At 62.5% G+C, this 26,523-nt stretch carries 27 protein-coding genes and 1 pseudogene; 11 read left to right on the top strand and 17 right to left on the bottom strand.

What is annotated here, in order from left to right; translation table 11 throughout:
* Nucleotides 1-48 precede the first annotated feature (48 nt).
* Entirely contained in the window at nucleotides 49-960 is a 912-nt protein-coding gene (locus NKJ12_RS18040; protein ID WP_352477778.1) for an arginase family protein, read from the bottom strand.
* Between the two features lie 118 nt (nucleotides 961-1,078).
* Nucleotides 1,079-1,501 carry a VOC family protein gene (locus NKJ12_RS18035; RefSeq protein WP_352704230.1) on the bottom strand — a complete coding sequence of 141 codons (423 nt, stop codon included), beginning with the start codon at nucleotides 1,499-1,501 and terminating at the stop codon, nucleotides 1,079-1,081.
* Nucleotides 1,502-1,567: 66 nt separating this feature from the next.
* Between NKJ12_RS18035 and NKJ12_RS18030 the strand changes: the two genes are divergently transcribed.
* Nucleotides 1,568-2,194, top strand: a complete 627-nt coding sequence (locus NKJ12_RS18030; protein WP_352704228.1) for a TetR/AcrR family transcriptional regulator — start codon at nucleotides 1,568-1,570, stop codon at nucleotides 2,192-2,194.
* Here the strand turns inward: NKJ12_RS18030 and NKJ12_RS18025 are convergent.
* On the bottom strand, nucleotides 2,127-3,083 hold the full coding sequence (locus tag NKJ12_RS18025) for a LysR family transcriptional regulator (RefSeq protein WP_352704226.1): 957 nt from the start codon (nucleotides 3,081-3,083) through the stop codon (nucleotides 2,127-2,129). The two genes, NKJ12_RS18030 and NKJ12_RS18025, sit on opposite strands and share 68 nt — an antisense overlap.
* Before the next feature lie 110 nt (nucleotides 3,084-3,193).
* Between NKJ12_RS18025 and NKJ12_RS18020 the strand changes: the two genes are divergently transcribed.
* The gene (locus tag NKJ12_RS18020; protein WP_254820355.1) at nucleotides 3,194-3,838 is read left to right on the top strand and encodes an FMN-dependent NADH-azoreductase; all 645 of its coding nucleotides are present in this window, start codon (nucleotides 3,194-3,196) and stop codon (nucleotides 3,836-3,838) included.
* Nucleotides 3,839-4,004: 166 nt separating this feature from the next.
* Entirely contained in the window at nucleotides 4,005-4,226 is a 222-nt protein-coding gene (locus NKJ12_RS18015; protein ID WP_352704224.1) for a hypothetical protein, read from the top strand.
* A 5-nt stretch (nucleotides 4,227-4,231) separates the two neighbouring features.
* Here NKJ12_RS18015 and NKJ12_RS18010 read toward each other — a convergent pair whose 3' ends face one another.
* The 7 genes from NKJ12_RS18010 to NKJ12_RS17980 all read right to left on the bottom strand — a co-directional run bounded on the left by NKJ12_RS18010 (nucleotide 4,232) and on the right by NKJ12_RS17980 (nucleotide 11,673).
* Nucleotides 4,232-4,522, bottom strand: coding sequence for an HlyU family transcriptional regulator (locus NKJ12_RS18010; protein ID WP_023678291.1), 291 nt, complete (start codon nucleotides 4,520-4,522; stop codon nucleotides 4,232-4,234).
* A gap of 114 nt (nucleotides 4,523-4,636) precedes the next feature.
* Nucleotides 4,637-5,317, bottom strand: coding sequence for a PadR family transcriptional regulator (locus tag NKJ12_RS18005; RefSeq protein ID WP_352506767.1), 681 nt, complete (start codon nucleotides 5,315-5,317; stop codon nucleotides 4,637-4,639).
* Between the two features lie 406 nt (nucleotides 5,318-5,723).
* Nucleotides 5,724-6,104, bottom strand: a complete 381-nt coding sequence (locus NKJ12_RS18000) for a thiol-disulfide oxidoreductase DCC family protein (RefSeq protein WP_352704222.1) — start codon at nucleotides 6,102-6,104, stop codon at nucleotides 5,724-5,726.
* 105 nt (nucleotides 6,105-6,209) lie between these two features.
* Nucleotides 6,210-6,503 carry a GYD domain-containing protein gene (locus tag NKJ12_RS17995; protein ID WP_254820351.1) on the bottom strand — a complete coding sequence of 98 codons (294 nt, stop codon included), beginning with the start codon at nucleotides 6,501-6,503 and terminating at the stop codon, nucleotides 6,210-6,212.
* Nucleotides 6,504-6,710: 207 nt separating this feature from the next.
* A complete protein-coding gene (gene rpoD, locus NKJ12_RS17990; RefSeq protein WP_023678297.1) occupies nucleotides 6,711-8,732 on the bottom strand; it encodes an RNA polymerase sigma factor RpoD in 2,022 nt (673 codons plus the stop codon).
* Nucleotides 8,733-9,106: 374 nt separating this feature from the next.
* Nucleotides 9,107-11,068 (bottom strand): DNA primase, encoded by a 1,962-nt coding sequence (gene dnaG, locus NKJ12_RS17985; RefSeq protein WP_352704220.1) that lies wholly within the window; start codon nucleotides 11,066-11,068, stop codon nucleotides 9,107-9,109.
* Nucleotides 11,069-11,289: 221 nt separating this feature from the next.
* On the bottom strand, nucleotides 11,290-11,673 hold the full coding sequence (locus tag NKJ12_RS17980) for an RcnB family protein (protein ID WP_352704218.1): 384 nt from the start codon (nucleotides 11,671-11,673) through the stop codon (nucleotides 11,290-11,292).
* A gap of 378 nt (nucleotides 11,674-12,051) precedes the next feature.
* Here NKJ12_RS17980 and NKJ12_RS17975 point away from each other — a divergent pair, with 378 nt between their 5' ends.
* The 3 genes and pseudogenes from NKJ12_RS17975 to NKJ12_RS17965 all read left to right on the top strand — a co-directional run bounded on the left by NKJ12_RS17975 (nucleotide 12,052) and on the right by NKJ12_RS17965 (nucleotide 15,364).
* The gene (locus tag NKJ12_RS17975; protein ID WP_352704216.1) at nucleotides 12,052-13,716 is read left to right on the top strand and encodes a Na/Pi cotransporter family protein; all 1,665 of its coding nucleotides are present in this window, start codon (nucleotides 12,052-12,054) and stop codon (nucleotides 13,714-13,716) included.
* Nucleotides 13,717-13,851: 135 nt separating this feature from the next.
* On the top strand, nucleotides 13,852-14,061 hold the full coding sequence (locus NKJ12_RS17970; RefSeq protein ID WP_023678301.1) for a DUF2061 domain-containing protein: 210 nt from the start codon (nucleotides 13,852-13,854) through the stop codon (nucleotides 14,059-14,061).
* A 128-nt stretch (nucleotides 14,062-14,189) separates the two neighbouring features.
* Nucleotides 14,190-15,364, top strand: a pseudogene (locus NKJ12_RS17965) (MFS transporter).
* A gap of 2 nt (nucleotides 15,365-15,366) precedes the next feature.
* Here the strand turns inward: NKJ12_RS17965 and NKJ12_RS17960 are convergent.
* A complete protein-coding gene (locus NKJ12_RS17960; RefSeq protein ID WP_352457535.1) occupies nucleotides 15,367-15,924 on the bottom strand; it encodes a GNAT family N-acetyltransferase in 558 nt (185 codons plus the stop codon).
* 56 nt (nucleotides 15,925-15,980) lie between these two features.
* Complete coding sequence (locus NKJ12_RS17955; RefSeq protein WP_254820347.1) at nucleotides 15,981-16,430, bottom strand: GatB/YqeY domain-containing protein; 450 nt, start codon at nucleotides 16,428-16,430, stop codon at nucleotides 15,981-15,983.
* Nucleotides 16,431-16,757: 327 nt separating this feature from the next.
* Here NKJ12_RS17955 and carA point away from each other — a divergent pair, with 327 nt between their 5' ends.
* The gene (gene carA, locus NKJ12_RS17950; protein WP_352704277.1) at nucleotides 16,758-17,966 is read left to right on the top strand and encodes a glutamine-hydrolyzing carbamoyl-phosphate synthase small subunit; all 1,209 of its coding nucleotides are present in this window, start codon (nucleotides 16,758-16,760) and stop codon (nucleotides 17,964-17,966) included.
* 55 nt (nucleotides 17,967-18,021) lie between these two features.
* Here carA and NKJ12_RS17945 read toward each other — a convergent pair whose 3' ends face one another.
* The 3 genes from NKJ12_RS17945 to mntR form a co-directional block, all read right to left on the bottom strand.
* Nucleotides 18,022-19,290, bottom strand: a complete 1,269-nt coding sequence (locus NKJ12_RS17945) for a TCR/Tet family MFS transporter (RefSeq protein ID WP_352704214.1) — start codon at nucleotides 19,288-19,290, stop codon at nucleotides 18,022-18,024.
* Nucleotides 19,291-19,443: 153 nt separating this feature from the next.
* A complete protein-coding gene (ypfJ, locus tag NKJ12_RS17940) occupies nucleotides 19,444-20,364 on the bottom strand; it encodes a KPN_02809 family neutral zinc metallopeptidase (protein WP_352704276.1) in 921 nt (306 codons plus the stop codon).
* 211 nt (nucleotides 20,365-20,575) lie between these two features.
* Nucleotides 20,576-21,031 carry a manganese-binding transcriptional regulator MntR gene (gene mntR, locus NKJ12_RS17935; protein WP_254820344.1) on the bottom strand — a complete coding sequence of 152 codons (456 nt, stop codon included), beginning with the start codon at nucleotides 21,029-21,031 and terminating at the stop codon, nucleotides 20,576-20,578.
* A 235-nt stretch (nucleotides 21,032-21,266) separates the two neighbouring features.
* Between mntR and NKJ12_RS17930 the strand changes: the two genes are divergently transcribed.
* Both NKJ12_RS17930 and NKJ12_RS17925 read left to right on the top strand, forming a co-directional pair.
* Nucleotides 21,267-22,634 carry an Nramp family divalent metal transporter gene (locus tag NKJ12_RS17930; RefSeq protein WP_352704212.1) on the top strand — a complete coding sequence of 456 codons (1,368 nt, stop codon included), beginning with the start codon at nucleotides 21,267-21,269 and terminating at the stop codon, nucleotides 22,632-22,634.
* A 150-nt stretch (nucleotides 22,635-22,784) separates the two neighbouring features.
* Nucleotides 22,785-23,438 carry a dihydrofolate reductase family protein gene (locus tag NKJ12_RS17925; RefSeq protein ID WP_352704210.1) on the top strand — a complete coding sequence of 218 codons (654 nt, stop codon included), beginning with the start codon at nucleotides 22,785-22,787 and terminating at the stop codon, nucleotides 23,436-23,438.
* A gap of 53 nt (nucleotides 23,439-23,491) precedes the next feature.
* On the opposite strand, the gene NKJ12_RS17920 is transcribed toward NKJ12_RS17925, so the two are convergent.
* Nucleotides 23,492-24,361 carry a LysR family transcriptional regulator gene (locus tag NKJ12_RS17920; RefSeq protein WP_352704274.1) on the bottom strand — a complete coding sequence of 290 codons (870 nt, stop codon included), beginning with the start codon at nucleotides 24,359-24,361 and terminating at the stop codon, nucleotides 23,492-23,494.
* Between the two features lie 92 nt (nucleotides 24,362-24,453).
* On the opposite strand from NKJ12_RS17920, the gene NKJ12_RS17915 reads away from it, so the two are divergent.
* A complete protein-coding gene (locus NKJ12_RS17915) occupies nucleotides 24,454-25,053 on the top strand; it encodes a LysE family translocator (protein ID WP_352704208.1) in 600 nt (199 codons plus the stop codon).
* 18 nt (nucleotides 25,054-25,071) lie between these two features.
* On the opposite strand, the gene NKJ12_RS17910 is transcribed toward NKJ12_RS17915, so the two are convergent.
* Nucleotides 25,072-25,863: an SDR family NAD(P)-dependent oxidoreductase gene (locus NKJ12_RS17910; protein WP_352704206.1), complete on the bottom strand. Its 792-nt coding sequence runs from the start codon at nucleotides 25,861-25,863 to the stop codon at nucleotides 25,072-25,074.
* A 195-nt stretch (nucleotides 25,864-26,058) separates the two neighbouring features.
* Between NKJ12_RS17910 and NKJ12_RS17905 the strand changes: the two genes are divergently transcribed.
* Nucleotides 26,059-26,517 carry a MarR family winged helix-turn-helix transcriptional regulator gene (locus NKJ12_RS17905; RefSeq protein WP_352477816.1) on the top strand — a complete coding sequence of 153 codons (459 nt, stop codon included), beginning with the start codon at nucleotides 26,059-26,061 and terminating at the stop codon, nucleotides 26,515-26,517.
* Nucleotides 26,518-26,523 lie beyond the last annotated feature (6 nt).

Here is a 26,523-nt window from a genome sequence, read left to right as displayed (position 1 = left end):
GGTCAAACAAGATAGAGCCCATCCCGAACCTATCGGGATGGGCAGGCTCTATCGCGGCGCATAGATCCGGCCAAGCAGCGACACCAGCAGCGCGGCCAATTCGCCGGTCGGATCGAGATCCGGATCGAAAATGGTCATATCCATTCCGGTGCAGCGCGGATCCGCCACCAGCGCCGTGAGAATGTCGACGAGATCGTCAGGATCGATGCCGGGGCTGCCCGGTGAATCCACTGCCGGCATCACTGTCTGATCGAGCGCATCGACGTCAAAATGCACCCAGTGGGGCCAGCCGGTTCGCGCCAACGTGCTCCAGGTCTTGTCCAGGACCTTCGCCGCGCCAAGCTCGCGCACGGCAAAGACGTCGATCAACGTCATCGCGGTCGAATGGATGTCCGGCCAGGCGAAGTTGGCGTTGCGGTTCTCGCGTTCGCCGATCTGTATCACCTGTTCGTCCGCGACAAGCGGTCTTGCGATGCCGGGCCAGTCGGTCAGCAACGGCTCACCACGTCCGGTTGCGAGCGCAAGGTCCATGCCGGCGGCCGAGCCGAGCGAGGCGTTGACGTCGTAATTGCCCGGATGGCGGAAATCGCTGTGGCCATCGACATGGACCAGCGCAACCGGACCAGATCGCCGTGCTGCGGCCAGCGCGCCAAGCAGGACAGCGCAGTCGCCGCCCACAACCAGCGGAAACTCGCCTCGTCCCAGCGCGCCGGCAACGATTTCGGCGAGTGCGAGATTGAAGCTGCGTATGGCGTTGCCGTTGCGCAGCCGGGTGCCCGGCTGTGGCTCGGTGCTATAGGCGGGCCGATCAAGATCAACCACTTTGGCGGGCGAAAGCATCTCGACCAAGCCGGCTTCGGTAAGCGCCTGCGGCGCGCGCCAGGTCCCCGGAATATGCCCCGGCCGGAGCGGGCGGAGGCCAAGGTTGGAGGGTGCGCGGACAAGGCAGATTTCACGCATGGAGAAGGCCCAGGGTTGATTAACCCCAAAGCATAAACCGCAAAGGCGTGACCGGCCACGCGGCTAAAGCCCTCACGTCGCGTCTGCGGACAGTTCCTGCCAGCGGCCGCTGTCTCGCTCAGCCCGCCGCGCCATCGGCATATTGCGCTAGGAATTCCGGGCTCGGCGGGATCGGCTTGATCACGTCGATCAGCACGCCGTTGGGATCCCTGGTGATAAAGTGGCGCTGGCCGAAGGGTTCGTCGCACAGCGTTCGCAGGATCGGTAGCCCGGCGGCGGTGATCCGCTCATAGACGGCATCCGCATCCCTGACCTCGAAATTGATCAGCAGGCCGGAGGTGCGGCCCCGCCCCTCCTTCGGGATCGTCTCATGATCGCCCTGGACGATGCCGAGGTTGACGCGACGATCTTCTGCCGAGCGCAGATGGACGTACCAGTCGGCCTCGAACAGCGGCTTGAAGCCGAAATGCGCGATATAAAAGGCTGCAGTGCCGGCAACATCGCCCGTCATCAGCACCGGATAATAGCTCGTCGTCCTCATCTTTCCTTCTCCCGGCGAATAACATACAGTCTGCATGTAAATTGAACTAACATACAGGCTGCATGCATGCAACAGGGATTCGCTCGTCGCTCCAATCGTGATCGCACCGAGGCGACACGCGCCGAGCTCATCGCCGCAGCGCGAAAACTGTTCACCGAAAAGTCCTATGCCGAGACCAGCACACCCGAGATCGTCGCCGCTGCTGGCGTAACGCGCGGCGCGCTCTATCATCACTTTGCCGACAAGCAGGCGCTGTTTGCCGCTGTGGTCGAACAGGAGGCGCAAGCCATCGCGGAAGAGATCGAACGCGCGTCGCCGCCTTCGCTATTTGCCCACGATGCGCTGATTGCCGGCTCGGATGCCTATCTGGCTGCCATGCGTGCCCCCGGCCGCACCCGACTCTTGCTGCTTGATGGCCCGGCCGTGCTCGGCCGCGCCGCCATGGATGCGATCGACAATCGCCATGGCAACCGTTCGCTGCGCGAGGGCCTTATCGCCGCGATGCGGTCGCACTCCACGAAGAGATTGCCTGTGGAAGCACTGACCGCTTTGCTCGCCGCTGCCTTCGACCGCGCAGCGCTCGCCATTGAAGCTGGAGCTTCGATCGAGGATTACCGCGCCGTTCTCATGGCCCTGATCGACGGCCTGTCTCGGGCTCCTTCGCAGGCATCTCACCCGGCTCGAACTCGTTGAAACAGCCGAGCTGGCGCTTGAACTGGTCGATCAGCCAGGCGGCCGCCGGTTTCGGGCTGCGATCGGCGCGATGCATGGCATAGAGCGGCGAGCGGACTTCGCTGTAAGGCTCGAGATCGAGTTCGACGAGCCGGCCGTTCGCCAGATCATCGGCAATCAGCCATCGCGGCAGCCCGCCCCAGCCCAGCCCCTCGCGCATCAGCACGTGCTTGGTGCGCACATCCGTCAGCCGCCAGGTGCGGTAGGCGAAGACGCCATAGTCACGCCCGCGCGTACGCTCGGATTGGTCCGAGACGACCAGTTGGATGTGTTCGCGGACATCCTCTAGCGCCACTGGTCTCGGCAGCAGCGCCAGCGGGTGTTCAGGCGCTGCAGCTGGCACCAGGGAGATGAAGCCGATGCGAAGCAGATTCACGTCCGTCTCACCCAGAAGCCCCCCGATGCCGAGATCGGCCTGTCCGCCGACAACATGATCGAGGATCAGGCCAAGCGAGCCGATATGCAGACGCAGCGTCACTGCCGGGAACTGCGCCTCGAATGCCTTTAGCACCCGAACCAGCACCGGCGACGGTAGTGTCACGTCGACCGACAGCGTAACTTCCGCCTCCAATCCCTGCCGGTATCCGTCGACACGCGAGCGGATGCGTTGCATCACGCCGACCATGCGTCGCGCATCTTCCAGCGTCGCCTTGCCGACATCGGTCAGTTGCGGTTCACGCGTGCCCTCGCGCTCGAACAGCTTCAGCCCGAGCTGCGCTTCGAGGTTGGCGATAGCGTAGCTGATCACCGATTGCGCGCGATTCAATTTGCGCCCGGCGGCCGAGAAGCTGCCGGTCTCGGCCACCGCAACCAGTATCTGCAGTTGGTCAAGCGTCGGGTTCGGTTGCATCGTTCAATCCACAATTTAGATGGATCATATAAAAAATATACCAGTTTTTCAAATGGGTCTGCGCACACATATTTGCCGGGAGATTTTAAGTCCAACCCTGGAGACCCATCATGTCGATCCTTCTTGTCACATCCAGCCCACGCGGCGCCGCCTCGCACTCGACCCGCATCGCCACCGAACTCGCCGAGAAGCTGCTTGCCGCCAATCCCTCGGCCAGGCTTGTCGCCCGCGACCTCGTAGCCAACCCGCTGCCGCATATCGACCCCGACTATTCGACCGGCATATATATGCCGGTCGAAGCGCGCAGCCAGCGCCAGGCTGAGGTCGTCGGCGTTTCCGACACGGTACTGGACGAGCTGTTTGCGGCCGACACCGTCATTCTCGCCACCGGCTTCATCAACTTCAACATCTCCTCGACGCTGAAGTCCTGGGTCGATCACATTGCCCGTTCCGGCAAGAGCTTTGCTTATGGCGAGAACGGCCCCAAGGGCCTCGTCACCGGCAAGAAGGTCTATATCGTACTGGCTTCGGGCGGCATCTATTCCGAAGGTGCGGCCGTGCAGTTCGATCACGCCATTCCCTACCTGCGCAGCGTACTCGGCTTTCTCGGCATGAACGATGTCGAGGTCATCCGCATCGAAGGAGTCGGGATGGGCGCCGATGCGGTAGCAGCAGCGCTGGCCAAGGCCTCGGCCAAGGTCGACGCCATTGTGGCCGCGACCGGCAATGCCGAGCGCGTCGCCACCGCGGCGTAAAGCGTCAGCATAATCTGAATTGTACAAGGGCAGGCGCCCGGCGCCTGCCCTTGTTTTCGTTGGCGACAACCTATTGTGGTGGGCCACACAACTGCCATTGGTTATTCGTCAGCCGTGGCAAGAAGGGGCTCATCCAGCCGGCGCTGAAGGTCCGCGGCCCGGAATATTGCCCATCATCTATGGTCCCGAATATGACGCGCCCGACAATCTCGTCCGCCTCCGAGAACGCGGCCTGGCCGGCAAGCGCAGCCTGACGCTCCGGGAGTTCGCGCTCGGTCACGAAGCACTGACGCGATTTGTCGCCAAGCAGCCGCTACGCCGGGTTCACGAGTGTGTCTTCGCCGTGCTGGCGTTGGAAAGCGGGCCAATCGACCCAAGGCTGTCGTAGCCGATCTACCCGAAGATCTTTTCGCCTTGCTCGTCGACCAGTTGGATGCCCTTTTTGATCGAGATGTCGACAGCGTCGTCAAGCCCGGCAAAGCGGTCGGCGCGGATGAATTTGTGCTCCTTCATCACGCCGTCGATCTCCTTCGAAACCACGCCGCAGGTCTGGTACTGGCCCTCCGCCTTGTAGGGCGTGGCGCTGATTAAAAATCCCTTGTGCTCGATCTGCTTTGCCGGCGCCGCTGTCTTTGGCTCGGCGGCTTCGTTGCCTCCGCCGAAAAGACGCTTCAGAAAAGACATGGGGGTATCCTCCAACGGCAATCATCCTGCACCACATAGCGCGGTGCAGGATGATTTTCAGTACCGGTCCTTGGCCGAGCGGGCAAGGGCCGCAACTGGCTTGGCACTCAGAGGTCAGTCGCGCGACAACGCTTCCAAGGCCTCTGCGGCAGCTTCCAATATGCTGATTGCCTCGGCCTGCTTTGCTTCAGGCGCATCGACGATTTCGCCGAGCGCGGCGCGCAGCCGGTGGCGCACGGCGCGAAACTCGTCGCGCTTTTCCGAGCGGCCGCGGCCGCGCCGGCCACCGTCGCCGTCATCGTTCCAGCCGAACCAGTCGCGCGCCTTTGCCATCTTGCGGCCGAAGCGCTCGAGATGTTCGAGCACGTGGTCGATCATCTCGCGATTTTCGTTGAGGTGCGCCTGCCCAGCCTCGGTGATTGAAAACACCTTCTTGTTGCCGTCCGCCGCAGAAACGGCGTAGCCGGCCTCTTCCAGGAAGGTCAGCGTCGGGTAGACCACGCCGGGGCTCGGGCTGTAGAAGCCGCTGGTGCGCTCCTCCAGCGCCTTGATGATGTCGTAGCCGTGCCGCGGCGCCTCGGCCAGAAGCGACAGCGTGATCAGCTTGAGGTCGCCGTCGGCCAGCATGCGCCCGGCGCGGAACATGTCGCCCGGCCCGCCGCGTCCGCCTCTCATGCCATGCCCAAACGGGCCGAAGCCGCCGCCGCGTCCGCCGAACTTGCCGGCCATATGCATGAAAACGCGCTCGGCGTGTTCGCCAAAACGATGACGCCCGAAATGATTGTCTTTGTGCATTGTTTGCTCCTTGAGTTATGTCTTAAGATATATCTCAACTACGTATTCACAGCGGCGGAGTCAAGATATATCTTACGATGTATCTGAAGATGGCGCCAGCAGGATTGGTTTTCGCCGGCAAGGGCGGAGGAAGCGCGCGAGGGGCCGAAGGCCACTCCCCAGGCGTCTAACGTGAAGCAACGGCCCGTTCCGGGCAGTTACGCCGAAGACCGGCGAATGGATGCAAGGCGACGGACCGGATGCTTCGGCGAAATCCCAGACGAATGTGAAAACCTCGCGCAGAAAGCTGCCTCCAACGCTGCTGCTGGTGCTGCCTGCGGTGCGCCGCATCGTTGGCTGGCTTCGCGACCCCGCGGCTTGATAGCGGGGCATGCGAAACGCTCGGTGCGGGAGGAATGGATACCTGTTACCAGCGGCCTTTGCGCCGGTTCCAGGCATAGAGCAGATCGGCGAAACGATCATAGGCATAGCGCGTCAACGGCAGTGCGGCGGGATTGCCGAACAGCGTCGCCAACCCGCCCTCGCCCGGCGTTATCAGCCACACCGCAACTGCAACATCTGCGCCGACCAGCAATTTGCCACCGGCGTCGGTCGCATGCAGCCGACGCCGGATATCCTCCAGCCCTATGCCGTAGCGGGCCAACGCCGTCGGTTCGGTATTGATGTCGCGAAATTCGATCCGACCGGCCTTGACCGCCTCGATCAGCCGCCGTTTCTGCCGGCTGATGCCGGCATCACAGACCGGACAGCGCGTATTATACCAGACGGTCAGCAGAGGCTTGCTCATGTTTCGAAACGGCACCAGAGGGACGCACCGACTATCCGGCAAACGCCGTTGCGCCGCAACGCAACACGACAGCCGCGAAATGGCCGGCTAGGCCTGGAGCGCAACTTACCCTAGCGAGGTGATGATCTCGCGATAGGCATCCTCCGGGAAAGCCTTGAGTGTCCGCGTCCTGACGTTTCCGGCCGTCGCCAGCATCAGCGAGAAGCGAGCCAGGACGGCATCGTCGGGCGCTTCGACCACAGCCACCATGTCGCAATCCCCCATGGTGAGATAAAATGCCTTGAAGGACCCGCCCATGTCGCCCAGCAGTTTCTTGGCGGCATCGAGCCGCTTCGGCGACTCGCGCACATTTTTGGCGCCTTGTTCCGTCCAGTTGATCAGCACGATGTAAGTTGTCATGGCACACCTCCCTCCGGTGCCACGGAGCACGGCGTCCAACCGCCGGGGCGGGCATCCGGGTTTGTCGCCCAGAGAATGCGTCCGTCGCGGAATTATCCTCTCGTAAGGCACGACCCGCAAGAGCGGCGCGTTCAATCGTGATCGCCTGTGCCTAAACGGAAAAGGGCGCCACCGGCGCCCTTGAAACTGCTTATCCGTCACCCGGCCTCAGCTGTCGAGGAAGCTTCTGAGCTTGCGCGACCGGCTCGGGTGTTTGAGCTTGCGCAGCGCCTTGGCTTCGATCTGGCGGATGCGCTCGCGGGTGACCGAGAATTGCTGGCCGACCTCTTCAAGCGTGTGGTCGGTGTTCATGCCGATGCCGAAGCGCATTCTGAGCACGCGCTCTTCGCGCGGCGTCAGCGAGGCCAATACACGCGTCGTCGTCTCGCGCAAATTGGCCTGGATCGCCGCGTCAATCGGCAGGATCGCCATCTTGTCCTCGATGAAGTCGCCCAGATGCGAATCCTCCTCGTCGCCGACCGGCGTTTCGAGCGAGATCGGCTCCTTGGCGATCTTCAGCACCTTGCGCACTTTTTCCAGCGGCATGGCGAGCTTTTCCGCCAGCTCTTCCGGCGTCGGCTCACGGCCGATCTCATGCAGCATCTGGCGCGAGGTGCGCACGATTTTGTTGATCGTTTCGATCATGTGCACCGGAATGCGGATGGTGCGCGCCTGGTCGGCGATAGAACGGGTGATCGCCTGCCGGATCCACCACGTCGCGTAGGTCGAGAACTTGTAGCCGCGGCGGTATTCGAATTTGTCGACCGCCTTCATCAGGCCGATATTGCCCTCCTGGATCAGATCGAGGAACTGCAGGCCGCGATTGGTGTATTTCTTGGCGATGGAAATGACGAGGCGCAGATTGGCCTCGACCATTTCCTTCTTGGCGATCGCGGCTTCGCGCTCGCCCTTCTGCACCTGGTTGACGATCTTGCGGAATTCCTGGATCGAAATCGCCGTCTCGGTGGCGAGGTTCTGGATCTCGGCGCGCAGGTCGCGGATGGCGTCCTTCTCGTTCTTGGTGAATTCCTTCCAGCCGCGCGAAGTCAAATTGCCGATCGAGCGGGTCCAGTTGGGATCGAGCTCCGAGCCCTGATATTCCTTGAGGAATTCCTCGCGGCGCACACCATAGCTTTCGGCCAGCCTGAGCAGCTTGCCCTCGTTCTGCACCAGGCGCTTGTTGATGTCGTAGAGCTGCTCGACCAGCGCCTCGATGCGCGCCGTGTTCAAGGACAGCGACTTCACCGCCTTGATCAGTTGGTCCTTCAATTCCTTCAGCCGGCGGTCCTGACTGGGCGACAGCGTGCCGGCGGCAGCCAGCCGGTTCTCGACCTGCTGGTCCTGCAGCTTGCGCAGTTTCTTGTAGGTGTCGGCAATGACGTCGAGCGTCTCCATCACCTGCGGGCGCAGTTCGGCTTCCATCGCCGCAAGCGACAGGCTCGCCTCGTCATCGTCTTCCTCGTCATCGTCCACCAGGCCACGGGTGTCGCCGCCGACGTTGGTGATGTCGTCCTCGTCCTCGCGCGAACGGCGCGACTTTTCCTCGGTCTTGGCTTCCTCGATACGCTCGACAACCGGCGCCTGCTTGGCCTCCGGCCCGGCATAGGTCGCCTCGAGGTCGATGATCTCGCGCAGCAGGATCTTCGATTCGTTGAGCTCGTCACGCCAGATGATGATGGCCTGGAAGGTCAGCGGGCTTTCGCACAGGCCCGCGATCATCGTCTCGCGGCCGGCCTCGATGCGCTTGGCGATCGCGATTTCGCCCTCGCGCGACAGAAGCTCGACTGAGCCCATCTCGCGCAGATACATGCGGACCGGATCGTCGGTGCGGTCGGTCGGCTCTTTCTTGGTCGTGGTGGCGGCGACGGCGGTGCCGGTCTGCTCGGCGAGTTCGTTCGCGTCTTCCTCGGCGTCAGCGGCAGTATCGGCGGCTTCGGGCTCCTCGCCCTGCTCGTCGTCCTCGACCACGTTGATGCCCATGTCGGAAAGCATGGCCATCGTGTCCTCGATCTGCTCGGAGGTCACTTCCTCCGAGGGCAGCACCGAATTCAGCTCGTCCATGGTGACATAGCCGCGCTTCTTGGCGGCCTTGATCATCTTCTTGACAGCATCGTCGGAAAGGTCGAGCAGAGGGCCATCGGTCGCGGCCTCGCGTTCGGTCTCGACTTCTTCCTTTTCCTTTGTCGCCATAGTCTTTATTTTCTCCAAGCGGCTGAGTATCAAAGCCGCGTAAGCTGCCGGTCCGGTCAAATTGGATGCGCTCCTTCCAGAACGCGCTTTACCGGGCCAGTAACTGCATCTCTCGTTAAGTCCAGATTAACCCTGATATCTGTGGCAAGCAGACTGCCTGTCCAGTGATCAGTACCTTACATCGCTGCATTCCCGTCGATGCCGGGGCGGGTTAACGTTTCGAATCGACCTGATTCCGCCATTCTGCCGGAAGGTCAAGCGCCTCTCGCATGATTCGCATGAAAAAAGCGAATCAATTACCCGACTTAGAGCACCGCACGCTTGATTCAACGCGCAAGCACGTCCTTACATTTCAGTCTTCTGGAGGCTTCGATCTAAACGCGCCCAGCTCTGCCCGACGATACGCCAAACCCTTCGATCAGCGCTTCCGTTGCCTGCACATCACGAAATTGCGCCTGGATTTCGACCAGGTGCCGGTAATTTTCGTCCGTGGGATCGCTGGCGAGCGCTGCTTCCGCCTGCTTCAGCTCCTTATGTAAGGTGCGCGCGCTGCGCTGCAAGTGGAGAGCTTGGCTGAACGCATCACGAGCATCGTCGAGTGCTGCCGTTTCCAGCGCCGGCCATTGCCGCGCACGTTTGATCAGCGCCACCGCGCGCCGCCAGATCTCACCGCAGCCGGCCCGCTCGATCGTCGCGATTACAGCCTCGCGGTTGTTGGCCATATCGTGCGCCATGGCGTCGAGGATGGCCGCATGCAGCCGCTTCAGATCGGAATTGGCGAGATCGAGGAACTCGACATGGGCGAAATTCTCGTCGATCAGCACGGGATGGTTGACGAGGGCCGCAATGATCGTCGCCTCGCGCACCGACATGCCCTCGCCGCCGCGTTTGACCAGCGCCGAGCGGCCGAGGCTTTCGGTGATCGCGGTGCGCCCACCGGCACCGCCGCCACGTGCAAACTGTCCGCCGGGTGCTGAGACCCTGCCCGGGAAGCGCTCACCGGGCCGTCCGTCCTGACGTCCCTGGCGTCCGCGCTGGGCACCGAAGAAGCTCTGCACGCGCTCGCGCATTTCCTGTTGGTAGTGATAGCGAAGGCTCTCGTCGCGGATGCGGCTGGTCAGTTCGCGGAGCGTCTTTTCGAGCTCCGCCCGCCGTTCCGGCGTATCGAAGATGCCGCCGGCGGTCTCGCGCATCCACAAGAGGTCGGCCAGCGGCCGCGCCTCGGAAAGCACGGCGCGGAACGCATCCGGTCCGTCACCCTTGACCAGATCGTCGGGATCCTTGCCCTCCGGCAGCAGGGCGAACCGCACGGAGCGGCCCGCCTGGACCGCCGGCAGCGCCATGTCGGCGGCGCGCCATGCTGCCTTCAGCCCGGCCTGGTCGCCGTCGAAGCACAGCACCGGCTCGCCGGCCATGCGCCACAGAAGTTCGAGCTGGTTTTCAGTCAATGCGGTGCCGAGCGGCGCCACCACGTTCTCGAAGCCGGCCTGCGCCAGCGCGATCACATCCATGTAGCCCTCTACGGCAATGACCGTGCCGCCCTTGGCCAGCGCTCCCTTTCCGAGCGCTTGGCGCGCACGGGCGAAATTGTAGAGCACGTTGCCCTTGTGGAAGAGCTCCGTGTCGGGCGAGTTCATGTATTTGGCCAGCGCATCCGGCGCCAGTGCCCGCCCGCCGAAGGCGATGATCTTGCCCCTGGAATCCGGGATCGGGAACATGATGCGGTCGCGAAACCAATCATACGAAACCGGCACGTCGTCGCCATGTCGCACCAGCCCGCACGCCTCTATGTCGGCCTTGGGGACGCCCTTGGCGGCAAGGTGCTCCTTCAGCGCGTTGCGGCTGTCAGGGGCATAGCCGAGGCGGAAAGACTGCTGCGTCGCCGGTGTCAGCCCCCGGTCGCGCAGGTAGGCGCGGGCCTTTGCCCCTTCCGGTCCCTGCAGCCGTTCCTGGAAGAACACCGTCGCCATCTCCATGACATCGGTCAGGCTGGCGCGTTCCTTTTCGCGCCGTTCCTCATCGGCATCGCGAACCGGCATCGGCACGCCGGCCATGTCGGCGATCTTCTCGACCGCTTCGGGAAAGCTCATTCCGTCGAGCTCGGTCAAAAACTTGAAATGATCGCCCGAAACCGAGCAGCCGAAGCAGTGATAGCGGCCCTTCTTGTCCTCGCAGTGGAAGGACGGGCTCTTCTCGCCATGGAACGGGCAGCATGCCCAATAATCGCCGCGCGGCGCGTTGGTCTTCTTCCTGTCCCACGCGACGCGCTGGCCGATTACCGATGAAATCGGCACGCGATCGCGTATCTCATCGAGAAATGAATCTGGGAAACGCATCACTTACTCTGGGGCGAGCCGGTCAGGGGTTCGGCAGAATATCACACTTAGGATAAAAAACCTAGGACGTTCAGATTATAGATTCGTATGGAATTTGGCCACGTCCCTCTTTCGGTTAAAGCGTGGATATCGAGGAAAACCGAGACGGGCTCGACGGAAAGGCGGCCGCTGCGGGCCGCCTTCTATCCAAACCGGCGCAGCGCCGGTCAGCCGTTCCGCGCTCACTGCGCGGCGATGGCACCGAAGATCAGGCCGGAGAGAACGCTGACCAGCAGATAGTCGTTACCGACCCGGATCCATTCCTGACCGGGACCCGGACGGCGCAGGCCATAGTGGCGATAGTCGCGGATCGGCTGGTGACGCTTCCAGCTCGAATATCTCTGGCCGTTGCGCCAATGGCTGCGCCTCACCACGATCTTCTTCTTCACTATGACGCGCTTGGTCACGTCGACATGCTTGTTCACATGCCTGCCGGGCTTCTGCCAGTCGACCTGGCTGTAGTTCGACTGCGGCGCGTTTGGTGTGTTCAGGGGTGCAGCCTGGCCCTGCAAGGCGGTTGCAGCCAGCATCGAGAAGGCAATGGCGGAAAGAATGATACGTTTCATGGCGGGTACTCCTTGGTTGTCGATGCCTCCGGAATAGAGCCGGAAGGATGAACCGAAACTGAATGCATAGATTACGTTTTCGTAATGATTTCTTATATTTAGCACGACTAATTCAGCGATACATTTAAAGCGACCGTTCGAGAATGGGCGCATGACCCTCCGCAACCCCGCAGGCTATGCAACCATTTTGTCAGCCAACCATTTCCGACACGCCCCGTCGTGTGGCAACACGCGTCCGAACCGGGCAAAATTTATTATTCGGCTAAAATAAATCGGAGTAATATCAACCTCTGCAATGTCCACGATTCGCGCCCACTTTTGCCCCTTTGACTTCACCGCGCCCGCGTCGCTGGCACTTGTCGCGTTGCGGGGCCTGGCATGAGTGGCTCGGTCGTCTTGCTGCACCTTGCCGGTGCGGTGGCACTGATGCTGTTTGCCACCCGTCTGGTGAAGACCGGCGTCGAGCGCGCCTATGGCGACGTGCTGCGCCACAAACTGCGCGCCACCATGCGCAATCCGTTCATGGCGGTTCTGGCCGGCTGCGGCCTGGCGGTCGCATTGCAAAGCTCGACCGCCGTCACCTTGCTGGTCGGCTCATTCGCCGGCTCCGGCATCGTCAGCGGCATGTCGGGCCAGCTTGCGGTGCGCGGCGCCGAGATCGGCTCGGCGCTGGTGGTCAAGCTGCTTACCTTTGATCTGTCGCTGCTGGTGCCGGTCTGCCTGGTCGCCGGCACCGTCATGTTCATGGCCACAGAGCGGCGCGACTGGCGCCAGTTCGGCCGCATCCTGGTAGGCATCGGCCTGCTGCTTCTGTCGCTGGAGATGATCGGCCAGGCGTCGGAGCCGCTCCGCCAGAGCACACTGATGCCGCTCATCGTCGATTACTTCTCCGGCGATCCGGTCACCGCCTATCTTCTGGCAGCGTTGGTCACCTGGCTGTTCCATTCCTCGATTGCCGCGGTGCTGCTGATGGTGACGCTCGCCGGCCGCGGTTTCATCCCGCCCGAACTCGGCATTGTGCTGGTGCTCGGCGTCAATCTCGGCTCTTCGATCATCGCGCCGCTTCTAACCCGCAACGCAGAGCCCGGCGTTCGCATCGTGCCGATCGGGAATCTCCTGATGCGCGGCATGGGTTCGCTGATCATGCTGATCCTGTTCCTGACGTTCAAGCCGCCGGTCGCCTTCTTGGGCAGCACCGTGCCCGAGCAGATCGTCAATGTCCACATCGCCTTCAACATCTTGATCCTGATCGCCGGCGTGCCGCTGGCGCGCCTGGTCTATCGCGCCTCGGAAAAGATCGTGGCGCTGGGCACCAAGCCGCAGCCCGCCAACGCGCTCGATGTCGTCGAGCTTTCCGCGCTCAACGAAAGTGCGCTCGACGTGCCGAGCCAGGCATTAGCCAACGCCACCCGCGAGGTGGTGCGGGTCTGCGAAACGGTCGAGATCATGCTGAAACGGATCATCGAGCTCTATGAGAGCGCCGATGCCGACAAGATTGGCGCGCTGGCCGCACTCGACGACCGTGTCGACAGAAAGCACGCGGCAATCAAGCTCTATCTGGCCAGGGTCACCAAGAACCCGCTGAGCGAGGACGAGGCCCTGCGTTGCCAGGAGCTGATCGGCGCCTGCGTCAAGCTGGAGCAGGTCGGCGACATCATCGTGCGCAACATGCTGGTCCACGTGAAGAAGAAATTCGAGCGCGGGCTGGAGTTCACGCCGGAAGGATGGCGTGAGCTTTGCGCCTTCCATGCCTTGGTGCTTGCCAATGCCAGGCTTGCCTTCAACGTGCTGGTGTCTCGCGATCCGGAGACCGCTCGCCAGTTGGTGCTGGAAAAGGACCGGCTGCGCGACCGCGAGAAGGAAACCAGCCAGAGCCATTTCGTGCGGCTGCGCGACGGCACCGCCAAGAGTGTCGAGACCAGTTCCATCCATCTCGACACCATTCGGGACCTCAAGCAGATCAACTCGCTGCTCGCCTCGATGGCCTATCCCGTGCTTGAGGAGCGCGGTCTGCTCACCGGTTCACGGCTGAAGGCTGGATAGATTGCGTCCACAGGCCAGGTAGCTTCAGAACATCGCCTATGAAAATTGCTGTGGGCCAATGCGCAAAAATTATCTTTGCGCGTTTTCCCGTCTGTCGGCTAAAGGATCGTCCCATATCTACCGGGAGGAAAGTCCATGGACACCCATTCTCGCAGTTTCGCCAAGGCGCTTTCCTGGCGCGTCACCGGCACCATCGACACAATGATCATCTCGCTCGTCGTGACCGGAAGCATCAAGCTCGCCGCGGCCATCGGCCTGACCGAGGTCGTCACCAAGTCGCTGCTCTATTATCTTCACGAACGGGCGTGGCTGAAAATTCCTTACGGGAGGAAGGCAGCCGCCTAGCTCTTGCCTCCGCGGCGGGCGCCAGACCGGCGATCAAGAAAAGCTAAAGCGGCGTCGCCAATTTCTGGATTGCCCGCCGCCCTCATCCGTGGTTTGAGGCCAGCTTGTCCGAGGATCTCCTTCGCGCCATGCTGCCCCTCATTGCCCTGTTCATAGCTGCCTTCGCCTTCGGCACCACCGAATTCGTCATCGCCGGCGTGCTGCCGCAGGTGGCGGATGGCCTTGGCGTCGCGATTCCGACCGCCGGCTATCTCGTTTCCGGCTATGCCGGCGGCATTGCAGTCGGCGGCCCGCTGCTGGCGCTCGCCACCAAAAGGTTCTCCCGCAAGGCCCTGCTGCTTGGACTGACTGCAGCCTTCACCATCGGCCAGGCCGCCTGCGCGCTGGCGCCCGACTTCGCCTCGATGCTGCTGTTGCGGATAGCGGTGGCCGTGGCGCATGGCGCCTATTTCGGCGTTGCCATGGTGGTGGCCGTCGGCCTCGTGCGCGAAGACCAGCGCGGCATGGCGGTGGCGCTGATCCTGTCCGGCCTCACCGTATCGAACGTCATCGGCGTCCCGGCCGGCACGGCAATCGGCAACGTCTGGGGATGGCGTGCAACATTCTGGGTGATGTGCGTGTGGTGGCCTTCGCGGCAATCGGCGCCCTGCTGCCGCGCAACACGGGATCGTCGAGCCCGTCAGTGAGCCTTGGAAGCGAGGTCCGCGTGCTCGCACGTCAGCAGGTCTGGACCTCGCTCATTATCATGCTGATGCTGATGATCGGCCAGTTCGGCCTGTTCACCTATATCACGCCGACGCTGCTTGAGGTCACAGGCCTCGACGAGAAATGGATACCTTGGGTGCTCTTGCTGAACGGGGTCGGCGCAACGATCGGCGTCTTCGTCGGCGGGCGGCTCGCCGACTGGAAGCTGATGCCGTCGCTCATCGCCATGCTTTTGCTGCAGGCGGTGATGCTCGCCTTGATCTATGCCGTCAGTTCTTACCCACTGCCGATGGTGATAGCGATCTTCGTCTGGGGCGGCCTCAACTTCGCCATCGGCACGCCGATCCAGACCCGGATACTGACCTGGACCGCGGATGCCTCCAATCTTGCCTCGTCGCTCATTCCGTCGGGCTTCAATGTCGGCATCGCGCTCGCCGCATCGCTCGGCGCGGCCATGCTCAATGCCGGCTATGGCTATCGCAGCCTGCCGGTGGTTGGCGCGGTCGCCATGCTGGTCGCGGTCGCGGTTGCGCTTGCCTCGCATGTCTGGGAATGGCGAAGCCGGGCTGCGCCGCCGCTGCCGGCTGCCGCCGAATAGGGCTACAGATCGATCCGGTAGCGCAGGCTTTCCGCGCCGCCATAGGCCGCGTCCTCGAAGAAACGCCCGACGAGCCGGCCGCCATTGGCCAGAACGACCTTCTGCGAGGGCACATTGTGAGGCTTGCAGGTGATTTCGACGAAGGGCAGGCCAACAGCCCTCGCCTCCACCAGCATCAGCCGCAGCGCCTCGGTCGCATAGCCGCGTCCCCGTTTCCACGGCACCACCGCATAGCCGATGTGGCCGAGCACATGCGACGGCAGCGCCGCGGTGCCGTGTTGCCAGCGCAAGCCGATTGAGCCTGCGACTTCCCCGTCCCAGATCCAGCGCCGGAATCCGGGCAGCCGCGGCACCGTCGAACCGTCGGGCAAGGTGATCGGCGGTCCCTTGCCATCGGAATCGTCGAGATCGCCAAGGAAAGTCGCTGGATCCTTTTCGATAGCCGCAAGCTGCTCGCGCGTCGCGTCGAGCAGCCGCACATTGTCCGGCGACCAGCCGCGCTCGAGAGCCGCCTTGTAGGACGGCAGGTGTTCAAGCGCCGGTTTGACGAGTTCGATCACGGGCGCGAGCTTTTGGCTGCCGGATTGCGGGCGCGACGGCAAGGGCCTTCGGCAGCTTACTGAAGCAGGCTCTTGACGATGCCGCTCGCCTTGGAGAAATCCATCTGACCGGCGTATTTCTCCTTGAGCGCCGCCATCACCTTGCCCATGTCCTTGACGCCGCTGGCGCCGGTCTCGGCAATCGCGGAACGGACGGCGCTTTCCGTCTCAACCTGGCCCAGTTGCGTCGGCAGGAAGTCGCGGATGATGGCCATCTCGTCGCGCTCCTGCGCCGCAAGCTCCGGCCGCTTGCCGTCATCGAACGCCTTGGCCGATTCCTCGCGCTGCTTCACCATCTTGGCCAGGATCTGCAGGATCTCGTCGTCGCTGGCCGGCTCCTTGCCGGCGCCGCGATTGGCGATGTCGCGGTCGTGAATGGCCGCCTGGATCAGCCGCAATGTCGGCAGCCGGCGCTTGTCCTGCGCCTTCATCGCGCTCTTCAGGGATTCGGCGATTTTGCCTCGCATAGTGCTTTCTCCTTCGAATGCGGCGGACAATAGCCGTGCCGAAAGCCCAACGCAAATGCGACACTACCGGCAAATCCCTGATATTGTTCGACGAAATAAATCCGGGCTCGCACTTCCTGGCATCATTGACCGCCTTGGCGCCTTCCCCTATGTACTGGGCCTTGCATGAACTGAATTCTAGTGCACGTCGCCCAAAAGTGCGTAGCTGTTTTGGGGCAACGACATGCACAAGTGAAAACTTAGCGCGCCGAGGCTGTGAGATCGCCGCTTCGCGCTTTTTGTTGCGCCGACTGAGGGCGCACCTTTTGGAGTGCCGCCGTGGCAACGATGACCGCCGCATCGCCCCCCCCTTGGGCCACCGACAAGCCGACTGCCCTGCTGGTGCTGGCCGACGGCACCGTCATCGAGGGCCGCGGTCTGGGCGCCGCCGGCTCCGCCGTCGCCGAGGTCTGCTTCAACACTGCGCTGACCGGCTATCAGGAGATCCTCACCGACCCATCCTATGCCGGCCAGATCGTCACTTTCACCTTTCCGCATATCGGCAATATCGGCACAAATGACGAAGATATCGAGGACCTCAACCCGCTGGCCCGCGCCGGCGCCGTCGGCGCCGTGTTCAAGGCCGACGTCACCAACCCGTCGAATTATCGCGCCGGAACCGGTCTCGACCAGTGGCTGAAGAAGCGCGGCATCGTCGCACTTTCAGGCATCGACACGCGGGCGCTGACCGCGTTGATCCGCGAAAAGGGCATGCCAAATGCCGTCATCGCGCACGCGCCCGACGGTATCTTCGACGTCGATGATCTCAAGCGCCGCGCCGCCGCATGGTCGGGGCTTGTCGGGCTTGATCTGGCCAAGGAGGTCACCTCCGGTCAATCCTCGGTCTGGCGCGAGACGCCCTGGGTCTGGAACGAGGGCTTTGGCGAACAGGCTGATCCGTCGATGCACGTCGTTGCCGTCGACTACGGGGTCAAGCGCAACATATTGCGCCTGCTGGCCGGCCTCGGCGCCAAGGTAACTGTGGTGCCGGCAAAAACCGGCGCCGAGGAGATCCTGGCGATGCGGCCCGACGGCATTTTTCTATCCAACGGCCCTGGCGATCCGGAAGCAACCGGCGACTACGCCGTGCCGGTCATTCAGGATCTTTTGAAGACCGATATCCCACTGTTCGGCATCTGCCTCGGCCACCAGATGCTGGCGCTGGCGCTGGGCGGCAAGACTGCAAAAATGCATCAGGGCCACCACGGTGCAAATCATCCGGTCAAGGATCACACCACCGGCAAGGTCGAGATCGTCTCGATGAACCATGGCTTTGCCGTCGACGCCGACTCGTTGCCGAGCGGCGTCGAGGAAACCCATGTTTCGCTGTTCGACGGTTCGAATTGCGGCATTGCGCTCACCGGCAGACCAGTCTTCTCGGTCCAGCATCATCCCGAAGCCTCGCCCGGGCCGCAAGATTCGCACTATCTGTTTCGCCGCTTCGTCAACCTGATCCGCGAAAAGCGCGGCGAGCCGGCACTGGCCGAGCGTGTTTAGCGCATTGCGTAAAAACGGATTCGACTAACGGCGCCGGCCGGGCTCCCGGCGCCGATCAAGCCCCGTCCGTCACCGCTTCCTGCGCGTGCATGCGTTTGACCTCCTTCGGCGTCGGCTTGGCCACCCTGGTGACGAAGACGACGAGCGCCAGCGTGAGGAAAATCGCGCCGAGCAGATACGGGGCACCGCCGAAAGCTACGGGCGCGTTCGGCCCCGTGAACCAGGAAAAGATCGCCGTATAAAGCAGCGGTGTGATGATCGAGGTGATCGAGAAGATCGAGGTCATTGCGCCCTGGAGTTCGCCCTGGGCGGAAGGTGGCACTTTGGCGGCCGCAAGGCTTCTGAGCGGCGGGTCGGCCAACGCCTCGAGACATCCGACGACGATCACTGCATAGATCATCCAGCCTTGTGACGCGAAGGCGTAGCCTAAGGCGCTGAGTGCGGTAAATGCCAGACCGATTACCGCCGTCTTCCACTCGCCAAGCTTAGGGATCACGCGCGGCAGGACAGTCGCCATGACGATCGCCCCGCACAGGCCGAAAGCGCCGAGCGAGAAGCCGATCTGTTGTTCGCTCCAGCCATAGCGATAACTGGAGACGAACGACCAGACCGCAGGATACATCATGTGCCCCAGCGTCATCAGAAAGAAGACAAGTCCGATCCAGCCGATACCTTCGTAGTTGCGCATCTGGACGAGCGTGCCGACCGGGTTGGCGCGTTTCCACTCGAAGCGGCGACGGTGCTTGTTATCAAGTGTTTCCGGCAACAGAAACAGCGCGATCAGAAAGTTTGCGAAGGCAAGCCCGGCAGCGAAATAGAACGGCACACGCGGCCCGAACGTGCCGAGCAACCCGCCCAGAACCGGCCCGATGACGAAGCCGACGCCGAAAGCAATGCCGAGCAGCCCGAAATTCTTCGCACGATTTTCGTCGGTCGAGATATCGGCGATGAATGCCGATGTCGTGGAATAACTGGCGCCGGAAATGCCGGCCAGCACGCGGCCGATGAACAGCATCGGATAGGACCAGGCGATAGCGCAGATCAGATTGTCGATAGCGAACGTCAACACCGAGGCGAGCAGGATAGGCCGCCGTCCGAACCGGTCGCTCAACCCACCCATCACTGGTGCGAAAACGAACTGCATCGCCGCATAGACGAAGAACAGCCAGCCGCCCTCGATAGCCGCCTCGCTGATGCCGACGCCGGTCAATTCCCTGAGATAGGCCGGCAGCACCGGCATAATGATGCCGAAGCCGATGACGTCGAGCAGCAGGGTGGTAAAAACAAGCGCAAGGCCCCGCCTGGCGGTTTTGGGGTCTATCATGATGGTATCTCCTCGGGCCGCCCGAGCGAACGGGGACACACCTTATAGGCGAGCACATCGCCGGGAACAATGAGGGAACGGGCAGAGTGTTTTCATCCTGACATCCCCTGACTGCGATGCAGTCTCTCAGATAATTACGAGAAAACTGTCGGCTCAGATCGGGTTGTTGAACGTGTCGCAGTCCGAAAGCTTGCCGTTCTGGAAACCTCGCGCCAGCCAGGTCTGCCGCTGCTGCGACGTGCCGTGGTTGAAGCTTTCCGGTACGACGTAGCCCTGCATCTTCTTCTGCAGCGTGTCGTCGCCGATCTGTTTGGCGGCGTTCAGTGCCTCCGCCATGTCGCCCTGTTCCAAGATGCCCTTCTGACCGGTGAAATGTGCCCAGATGCCGGCAAAGCAGTCGGCCTGCAACTCGACCTGCACCGACATGTGGTTGGCGTCGGCTTCGCTCATATTCTGCCGCATCTGGTTGAATTTGGGCAGGATGCCGACGAGGTTCTGCACGTGGTGGCCGACCTCATGCGCGATCACATAGGCCTGTGCGAAATCGCCGGAGGCACCGAACTGCTGATCGAGCTGCTGGAAGAAGGTGGTGTCGAGATAAACCTTGCGATCATTGGGACAGTAGAATGGTCCGGCCGCCGATGAGGCAGAACCGCAAGCAGAGCCGATCCGGCCGCTGAACAGGACCAGCTTTGGATCCTGATAGGTCAGGCCCTCGGACTGGAAAATACCGGTCCAGGTATCCTCGGTCTCGGCCAGCACGGTCGACACGAACTGCTTCATTTCGTCGGACGCGGGCGCACCGGTGCCGCCGTCCTGGCCGCCGCTATTGTCGGTGATCTGGCCGCCGCCACCGGGCTGCAAGCCGCTGTCATCGAGGATCTGGCTCGGGTCGAAGCCGAAATACCACCCTGCCAGGAAAATCAACCCTACGATAATGATGCCCGACATGCCGCCGCCGCCGGCGCGACCGCCGATCGGGATGCGAAACTGCCCCGGCCCACCGCCAAACCCGCCGCTCTGGCCGCGCTCGTCCTCGACATTGTCACTCTGACGACGGCCCTTCCAGAGCATGGCAACCCCCATGACGCAATTTCTTCCGGCCGATCGGGCCGTGTCCCGGTTCGATCGGACACGACCACAATTATCTCAACGGTTACGCCAAGTCACAGTATTTTTCGTGCGAACAAGCAATGCTTGCTGACGCTTGTTTGCTCTGGCCGAAACATCGCAAGGTCTGTGGCGTTCGCCCTGCTCGTGGGAAGCGAGTCGCGCCACGTGCTTTTCAGCGGGCGGCGATTATTGCCTTGCGAAAGGCTTCGAGCGTCTCGGCGCTGACATGATGCTCGATGCCTTCGGCGTCGATGCGCGCCGTCTCGGCACTGACGCCGAGCGAGCGCAGGAAGGCCTCGACCGTCTGGTGGCGAATGCGGCTCTCTTCCGCAACCTTGCGGCCGGCCTCGGTCAGGAACACGCCGCGATAAGGCTTCCGGGAGACCAGCCCGTCGGCGCACAGCCGCGTCAGCATTTTCGCGACCGTCGGCTGAGCGACGCCGAGCCGTGCCGCGATATCGACTTGGCGCGCCTCGTTGCCGTCCTCGATCAGGTCGGCGATGAGCTCGACATAATCCTCGACCAGCGCGCTGCGGCGCGCTTCACGCGTCTGCCTGAAGCCTTCCGAGTGGATTTCTGCATCAGGCAGCGGCTTTTCGCGAGGAACCGGTCTTTTCTTCAGCGCCAATACGCGCTCCTCCCGGCAGTTTGAATCGACATTGCAGTCATAACACGGAACCCTATTTGTTCTGGCCGTTTATTTCCATTCGGTGACCGGCGCAACCGGCGGTCATTACGGTCCGGTCGCACGGCCAAGCGGCTACACGAAAAAGCTCCGACAATGAAATATAGCATATTGCATAATGTTCAGCCGTGGCATAGATAAAGAGAGAACATCGATCGTTCCAGTGGAAAGCCATTTCATGTCGGAAGCCGAAGCCACCTCAGCCCCCCGGTCCATGTGGCGATTTGCCCGCCCGGAGGACGACGAGCAGCCCAGCCTGCGCGAAGTCAACGCAACGATCGCGGTGCCGCACTCGGGGATCTGGCTTCGCCGGCTGTTCGCCTTCATGGGGCCGGGCTACATGGTTTCGGTCGGCTATATGGATCCGGGCAATTGGGCGACCGACCTCGCCGGCGGAGCCCAATTCGGCTACACGCTGCTTTTCATCATCATGTTGTCGAACCTGATGGCGATCCTGCTGCAGGCGCTCGCCGCCCGGCTCGGTATCGCCACCGGCCGTGACCTTGCGCAGGCGTGCCGCGCCTATTATCCGCGACCGGTCAATTTCATGCTCTGGGTCGCTTGCGAATTGGCCATCATCGCCTGCGACCTGGCCGAGGTCATTGGCACGGCAATCGCCTTGCAACTGCTGTTCGGCATTCCGCTGATCGGCGGCGCCATTATCACCGCGCTCGATGCCTTCCTGCTGCTGCTGCTGATGAACAAGGGCTTCCGTTTCCTCGAGGCCTTCATCATAGCACTTTTGATTGTCATCTTCGGCTGCTTCGCCATTCAGATCTTTGCCGCCGCGCCGCCGGTCGGCTCCATCCTGCACGCCATGTTCGTGCCGTCGTCCGAGATCGTCACCAATCCAGCGATGCTTTACATCGCCATCGGCATCATCGGCGCCACGGTGATGCCGCACAATCTCTATCTGCACTCCTCGATCGTGCAGACCCGCGCCTACGAGCGCACCGATCGCGGCAAGCGCGACGCCATCAAATGGGCGACGACCGACTCGACCATCGCGCTGATACTGGCGTTGTTCGTCAATGCTTCCATCCTGATCGTGTCGGCGGTGGCGTTCCACGGCACCGGTCATCATGACGTTGCCGAGATCGGCCAGGCCTTCGAGCTTCTGTCGCCGCTCCTCGGCCTCGGCATCGCTTCGATCCTGTTTGCCGTGGCCCTGCTTGCCTCCGGCCTGAACTCGACGGTCACCGCGACACTGGCCGGCCAGATCGTGATGGAAGGCTTCTTGCGGCTGCGCATCCCGCAATGGGCGCGCCGCCTGCTGACGCGCGGCATCGCCATTATCCCGGTGGTGGTCGTCACCGCCCTCTATGGCGAGAAGGGCACCGGCCAGTTGCTGGTCTTCAGCCAGGTGATCCTGTCGATGCAGCTTCCCTTCGCGGTCGTCCCGCTGGTGCAGTTCGTCTCGGACAAGCGCAAAATGGGCAATTTCGCCATTTCCCGCGCCGTTGCCGTGCTGGCCTGGGTGGTTGCCGCCCTCATCCTGGTGCTCAACTTCAAGCTGCTCTACGACACGGTCGTCGGTTTAGGCTGAGCGTCTGCTCCAAACTGACCCAACAACGTCGGCAATCATCCGTCCTTCCAGCCCTGGAATTTTGCCGGCCGCTGTCGGACAAATGTCCGTCTGCCCGTCCTTGGCTCGAAGTCCAGCCATGACGGCACGGATCAGGGAAAGGGAGCTCCAATGAGGAAGATCATCGCCGCAACATTCGTCAGCCTCGACGGCGTCATGCAGGCGCCCGGCGGCCCGCAAGAGGACCCTGTCGGCGGCTTCAAATTCGGCGGCTGGACGTTTCACTACTGGGACGATGTGATGGGCGCCGCGATGGGCGAGACGTTTTCAAAACCGTTCGCGCTGCTTCTCGGCCGCAAGACTTACGACATCTTCGCCGCCCATTGGCCTTACCAGAAGAATGACCCGATCGCCGACAGCTTCAACGCCGTCACGAAATATGTGGCTACGCACAGGCCGGATACGCTGTCCTGGCAAAACAGCCGGCCGCTCGGCAGCGATATCGTGGCGACGTTGCGCCGGATGAAGCAGGACGACGGCCCCGACCTGCTCATTCAGGGATCGAGCGAGCTGATCCAGACCTTGCTCGCCAATGACCTGATCGACGAGATCAGCCTGCTGATTTTCCCGCTGGTGCTGGGCAAGGGCAAAAAACTGTTCGGCAGCGGCGCGATACCTGCCGCCTTCAAGCTGACCCGTTCGCAGGCATCGACCACCGGCGTCCTCATGGCGAGCTATGAGCGCTCCGGCGAGATCAAGACCGGGTCCTTTGTTCCGGAACAGCCTTCCGAAGCCGAGATCGAGCGGCGCAAGAACTGGAAGTAGATGCCGCAGGGCAATCAAGGACGGCTGAACACTGGCCGTCCTTTTTGCTGTTTTTAAGCCGCCTCTCGTCGCCGTGCCAACCCGTCGCGGAGGTGGCCCGCGAATGCCAGTACGGCCGGCGCAACGCCGTGCTTAGGCAAATGCAGATTGATTGAAAAATTCGGCAATGACGGCAAATCCGGATCGTTGGCCAAAATATCGAGGTCCGCAGGTACGGTCGACGCCAACCAGGTGGTGACGGCCAAGTCCGAACGCACTGTCGCCGTCGTCGCGTCGATGCTGCCGTTTTCGAACACGGTGCGCCATTCCAGCCCGTGCTCGTTAAGCGCCTCCAGTACCACCGGACGGAACGCGCAGGTCTCGGCGACCATCGAAACCGGCAACGGGCGTTTGCTGCGGGCGCCGCCGCCTTTGGCGCCGACCCAGACCAGCCGGTCGACAACAAGGCATTCGCCGGCCGACCGACCGACCGGCTCCTCGATCACCGCGAGCTCTATCGTGCCGGCCGCCAAGGCCGCAGCCAGCTCCGGCGACGAGGCGCAGACAAGCGAGATCTCGACCTGCGGATACGCCTCGGCATAGGCCTTGAGCACCGGCGCAAGCAAGGTGCCGACAAGGTCGTACGGCACGCCAAGCCGCACCTGACCGGCAACTGCATCGCCCGCCATCTCCGCCAGGATCTCGTCATTGAGGGAAAGCAGGCGCTTGCCCTTGCCGAACAGCCGCTCGCCGGAGCGGGTCAGCCGCAATCCGCTCCGATCGCGGTCGAACAGCCTGCAGCCGAGAACCTCTTCCAAACGCTTGACCTGCTGGCTGACGGCACCTTGCGTCAAATGCAGCGCGTTGGCGGCTGCCGTCATGCTGGCCCTGTCGGCAACGGTGACAAAGGTTCGGATCAGGGCGGTGTCGAGGTTGCGGAGCATCAAGCCATTATATTTGCTAATGCATGTCATAGCAAACATTGCATTTACTGATGAGCCAAACAGCCTACCGTGCGGGCTTCAAAGGAAGCAGCATGTTTGAAACCGTCCTTCCCCTCGTCCTGTTCGCGCTAGTCTCTACCTCAACGCCCGGCATCGCCACGACGCTGTCGACGGCGTCCGGCGCGCAGTTCGGGTTTCGCCGCTCTATCCCGCTGATGGCAGGGAGTGCGGCCGGCCTGGCCACGGTGGCTGCGGCAGGTGCTGCCGGGCTCGCTGGTCTGCTGGCCGCCGCTCCTTCGCTGCAACTGGCGATGAAAATGGCCGGTACCCTCTATCTGGTATGGCTTGCCCTCAAGATCGGCCGCAGCGGTCCGCCCAATCTGGACGTGGCCATGGCAAAGCCGAACAGCTTTTTGGGCGGCGCCGGCCTGCAATGGACGAACCCAAAGGGCTGGGCCATGGGGCTGGGAGCGGCGGCATCTTTTGCCGCGCTCGCCAAAGGGCCGCTGCAGCTCGCCTTGCTGCTCGGCGCCGTCTTCGGCCTTGCAGCGGCTCTATCCCTGGCAGCATGGTGCGTGGCGGGCACGCTGCTCGCCCGGTTGCTGCGAACCGAGCGGCAGTGGCGCATGCTCAACGCCGTGCTTGGCCTGCTGCTGGCCGCCTCGATCATTCCGATGTGGCGGACAGCGTAAGGTTAGTCTTTAGCTATGTCAGGCAGTGTAACGCGCCGCCGGCTTGCCGGCCAGAAGACTGCCGAAGAAGCCTTGCCGAACGCCAAGAAAGGCATCCACCCCGGCAACATCGGCAAGACCCGGTGCCGTGAACGCTTCACCCTTTGCCAGGCCAACCAGCGCTGCATCGACCAGATCGTCGGCCGTCATCACGATCTCTTGCGGCACATTGGCAATATCGCTTCCCGCAACTTCCCAGAATTCTGTCCGCGTGGCCCCCGGCAAGACCACCTGCACGGCGACCTTCGTGCCGGCGACTTCCCGCTGCAAGGCCTCGGTGAAGTTGACGACGTAGGCTTTGGTGCCGCTGTAGATGCCGCCGAACGAGGTATCGAAGGCAAGCACCGAGGCGATGTTGACGATGGCGCCGCGGTTGCGCGACAGCAGCCCCGGCAGTACCGCGCGCGTCAGCCGAGTCAGCGCCACGACATTGACCTTGATCATGCGCTCGGCGACATCGGCTTCAGCCGTTGCCACCACCTGCGCGCCGCCAAGGCCGGCATTGTTGACCAGCAGCGTCACGCTGTCGTCGGTTGATATCGCCTGCTCGACCCGTCGCAGATCGCCGTCGTCGGCCAAGTCGGCGCCGATGACGCTGACCTTTTTGCCATACGCGTAGCGGAGCCTCTCCGCCAATTCCTCCAACCGATCGGCGCGCCGCGCCACCAGCACCAGATCATAACCTTGGCCGGCGAGCCGGTCGGCATAGATCGCACCGATGCCGGACGAGGCGCCGGTGACGACCGCAGTACCTTTGTCCTGATTGCTCATTGTCTTGTTCCTTCTGGTTCGATTCCAAATGCCGGTGCCGCAGGGCAACACCCCTGCTTCGACTGGCACACGAATTACTGGCATATGCCATCATTGGAACGTAGGCATATGCCACCACCTTGTCAATCCGGGAAGCAAGGACTATTTCTGGTTTGCATCGAGGGGCCCTTCCGGTCCCTCATCGGAAATCCGCCAATGTCCCAAACCACCCTGCCCGGCCTGGCGCTTTGCAACAACGCCATGCTGCGCCGTGCGACGCGGAAACTGGGCCAGTTCTATGACGATGTGCTGGCCCCATCGGGTCTGAAGGCCACGCAGCAGGGCCTGCTCTACCAGATCCACATCGGCGACGAACCGACGATGGGTGCCATTGCCGCGGCTCTCGTCATGGACCTGTCGGCCCTCGGTCATACGCTGAAGCCGCTGATCAGGGATGGTTACATCGAGACCTTCGCCGACCCTGCCGACCGCCGCATCAGGCGCGTCAGGCTGACATCGCAGGGCCGGATCAAGCTCGAAGAAGCTCTGAAGCTGTGGCAAGTCGCTCAGCAGCGCTTCGAGGAGATGTTTGGAAAAGAACAGGCGGCAAGCCTGCGAGCGGCGCTGGACGAAATCGCCGCGCTTGATTTCGACGTACCGCCGGCCGCGAGTTGAATTATC

Origin of the sequence: Mesorhizobium sp. M0195, from assembly GCF_040322115.1 — a bacterium.
Lineage (GTDB): Bacteria > Pseudomonadota > Alphaproteobacteria > Rhizobiales > Rhizobiaceae > Mesorhizobium.
The sequence above is the reverse complement of the archived record's forward strand: the minus strand, read 5'-3'. Positions and strand labels throughout refer to the sequence as shown.

What these genes read in the sequence shown, in the direction of transcription:
- NKJ12_RS18040 (WP_352477778.1), bottom strand. Translation starts at nt 960, where the DNA reads ATGCGTGAAATCTGCCTTGTCCGCGCACCCTCCAACCTTGGCCTCCGC.
- NKJ12_RS18035 (WP_352704230.1), bottom strand. Translation starts at nt 1,501, where the DNA reads ATGAGGACGACGAGCTATTATCCGGTGCTGATGACGGGCGATGTTGCC.
- NKJ12_RS18030 (WP_352704228.1), top strand. Translation starts at nt 1,568, where the DNA reads ATGCAACAGGGATTCGCTCGTCGCTCCAATCGTGATCGCACCGAGGCG.
- NKJ12_RS18025 (WP_352704226.1), bottom strand. Translation starts at nt 3,083, where the DNA reads ATGCAACCGAACCCGACGCTTGACCAACTGCAGATACTGGTTGCGGTG.
- NKJ12_RS18020 (WP_254820355.1), top strand. Translation starts at nt 3,194, where the DNA reads ATGTCGATCCTTCTTGTCACATCCAGCCCACGCGGCGCCGCCTCGCAC.
- NKJ12_RS18010 (WP_023678291.1), bottom strand. Translation starts at nt 4,522, where the DNA reads ATGTCTTTTCTGAAGCGTCTTTTCGGCGGAGGCAACGAAGCCGCCGAG.
- NKJ12_RS18005 (WP_352506767.1), bottom strand. Translation starts at nt 5,317, where the DNA reads ATGCACAAAGACAATCATTTCGGGCGTCATCGTTTTGGCGAACACGCC.
- NKJ12_RS18000 (WP_352704222.1), bottom strand. Translation starts at nt 6,104, where the DNA reads ATGAGCAAGCCTCTGCTGACCGTCTGGTATAATACGCGCTGTCCGGTC.
- NKJ12_RS17995 (WP_254820351.1), bottom strand. Translation starts at nt 6,503, where the DNA reads ATGACAACTTACATCGTGCTGATCAACTGGACGGAACAAGGCGCCAAA.
- rpoD (WP_023678297.1), bottom strand. Translation starts at nt 8,732, where the DNA reads ATGGCGACAAAGGAAAAGGAAGAAGTCGAGACCGAACGCGAGGCCGCG.
- dnaG (WP_352704220.1), bottom strand. Translation starts at nt 11,068, where the DNA reads ATGCGTTTCCCAGATTCATTTCTCGATGAGATACGCGATCGCGTGCCG.
- NKJ12_RS17980 (WP_352704218.1), bottom strand. Translation starts at nt 11,673, where the DNA reads ATGAAACGTATCATTCTTTCCGCCATTGCCTTCTCGATGCTGGCTGCA.
- NKJ12_RS17975 (WP_352704216.1), top strand. Translation starts at nt 12,052, where the DNA reads ATGAGTGGCTCGGTCGTCTTGCTGCACCTTGCCGGTGCGGTGGCACTG.
- NKJ12_RS17970 (WP_023678301.1), top strand. Translation starts at nt 13,852, where the DNA reads ATGGACACCCATTCTCGCAGTTTCGCCAAGGCGCTTTCCTGGCGCGTC.
- NKJ12_RS17955 (WP_254820347.1), bottom strand. Translation starts at nt 16,430, where the DNA reads ATGCGAGGCAAAATCGCCGAATCCCTGAAGAGCGCGATGAAGGCGCAG.
- carA (WP_352704277.1), top strand. Translation starts at nt 16,758, where the DNA reads ATGACCGCCGCATCGCCCCCCCCTTGGGCCACCGACAAGCCGACTGCC.
- NKJ12_RS17945 (WP_352704214.1), bottom strand. Translation starts at nt 19,290, where the DNA reads ATGATAGACCCCAAAACCGCCAGGCGGGGCCTTGCGCTTGTTTTTACC.
- ypfJ (WP_352704276.1), bottom strand. Translation starts at nt 20,364, where the DNA reads ATGCTCTGGAAGGGCCGTCGTCAGAGTGACAATGTCGAGGACGAGCGC.
- NKJ12_RS17930 (WP_352704212.1), top strand. Translation starts at nt 21,267, where the DNA reads ATGTCGGAAGCCGAAGCCACCTCAGCCCCCCGGTCCATGTGGCGATTT.
- NKJ12_RS17925 (WP_352704210.1), top strand. Translation starts at nt 22,785, where the DNA reads ATGAGGAAGATCATCGCCGCAACATTCGTCAGCCTCGACGGCGTCATG.
- NKJ12_RS17920 (WP_352704274.1), bottom strand. Translation starts at nt 24,361, where the DNA reads ATGCTCCGCAACCTCGACACCGCCCTGATCCGAACCTTTGTCACCGTT.
- NKJ12_RS17915 (WP_352704208.1), top strand. Translation starts at nt 24,454, where the DNA reads ATGTTTGAAACCGTCCTTCCCCTCGTCCTGTTCGCGCTAGTCTCTACC.
- NKJ12_RS17910 (WP_352704206.1), bottom strand. Translation starts at nt 25,863, where the DNA reads ATGAGCAATCAGGACAAAGGTACTGCGGTCGTCACCGGCGCCTCGTCC.
- NKJ12_RS17905 (WP_352477816.1), top strand. Translation starts at nt 26,059, where the DNA reads ATGTCCCAAACCACCCTGCCCGGCCTGGCGCTTTGCAACAACGCCATG.